General features: G+C 59.3%; 2 protein-coding genes and 1 pseudogene. All 3 read left to right on the plus strand.

Features of this window, described 5'->3' with window-relative positions; all coding sequences use genetic code 11:
• Window positions 1-271 (plus strand): hypothetical protein (locus NKJ78_RS30730; RefSeq protein WP_352562816.1); only part of this gene is annotated, 271 nt, incomplete at its 5' end.
• Window positions 272-419: 148 nt separating this feature from the next.
• Window positions 420-691 (plus strand): annotated as a pseudogene (locus tag NKJ78_RS30735) (type II toxin-antitoxin system ParD family antitoxin).
• 3 nt (window positions 692-694) lie between these two features.
• Window positions 695-1,006, plus strand: a complete 312-nt coding sequence (locus NKJ78_RS30740) for a type II toxin-antitoxin system RelE/ParE family toxin (RefSeq protein WP_031253178.1) — start codon at window positions 695-697, stop codon at window positions 1,004-1,006.
• Window positions 1,007-1,276 lie beyond the last annotated feature (270 nt).

Genomic DNA, 1,276 nt, shown 5'->3' on the forward strand with positions numbered 1-1,276 from the left:
GTCACAGGTTCAAATCCTGTCCCCGCAACCAACAAAAAAAGCCCGCTTCACGCGGGCTTTTTGCGTTCGGACCGTGCTCGATGGCGATTTTAACCTGCACCAGGGGTCGGAAGCAGGCGAAGCCGACGCCGTGGGACAGAAAAGCCAAATCATGACCCCCAACCGCCCGCAGCTCGCAGGCCTTTTTGTATTCGGCACCTTTGCCCACGCGAAGCCGGTTGGCTCCCGGCTCTGTCAGCGCGGCAACCGCCACGCGCCGGCGCGATGGTGACCGGACGCTTTGGATCCTGCAAAACCAGGCGACGAACCATTCTCTCGCCATCAGATCTTTGAAAACGAACCGTGATCGTGCGCTTCCAATCATTGCTATCTATTGTTACCGGGCTTTGATCGGCGCCATAATCTTCCAGGAGGTTGCCGTGCCCGACTACGCTCTGAACGACCACTATGAGAGCTTTACCAGGAAGCAGCTCGAATCAGGCCGCTACAACAATGCCAGTGAGGTTGTTCGCGCCGGCCTGCGTATGCTCGAGGATTTCGAGGCGGAGCGGGAAAGATGGCTGCGAGAGGAGGTTCCGGCGCGCCTGACCGAGCTCCGGCAGGATCCGGCTAAACTAAGGGCATCCCTGTCGAGACAGTTTTTTCGCGGCTCGAGGCGCGTCATCACGCGAAGCAGGCGAAAGCCAAATAGGCAATGGAGTACCGCATTGTCTTCCACCCCAAGGCGGAAACTGAACTCGACCAGCTCTATGACGACATAGCCGACCCGTGCGTCGCCGGCGATCGCTTGGAATTTCGTTCTCGGCATCGCGACCATTTCCTGAGCGTGTCCACTTTTCCACAGTGCGGCACAGAGCGGGTCGAGATCATGCCTGGTCCGCGGGTTATCGGCTACCGGCGTGCCCTCAGCATTGCTTTCGCAGTCGATGCCGATCGGGTCGTGATCCTGGGTGTCTTTTTCGCGGGCCGGAACATCACGGCGGAATTGCTGGAAGGCCGGCTCTGAAGCACTGCTCAGGCTGGCGTGGGGATCGACACTCGCCAGGAGGCGATTCTCAGGCCGATGGTACGCATCTGCCGTCGAGGGGTGGGGGCTTGTTGGAAGAGTGAACCGCGGCGGAACGCCACTCACAATTTCAGCCAAGCCAGCTCACGAAATTCCGCCCCGTGGATATCTCCACGAGAAATCGAAAAAACATCGTCGATGACTGTTGACAGTTCTGGTTGGTGGCGACTATATACGCCTCACGAACGAGGGCGGTGCGCCGCTGGCGGC

This window comes from Mesorhizobium sp. M0037, assembly GCF_040323635.1.
Lineage (GTDB): Bacteria > Pseudomonadota > Alphaproteobacteria > Rhizobiales > Rhizobiaceae > Mesorhizobium.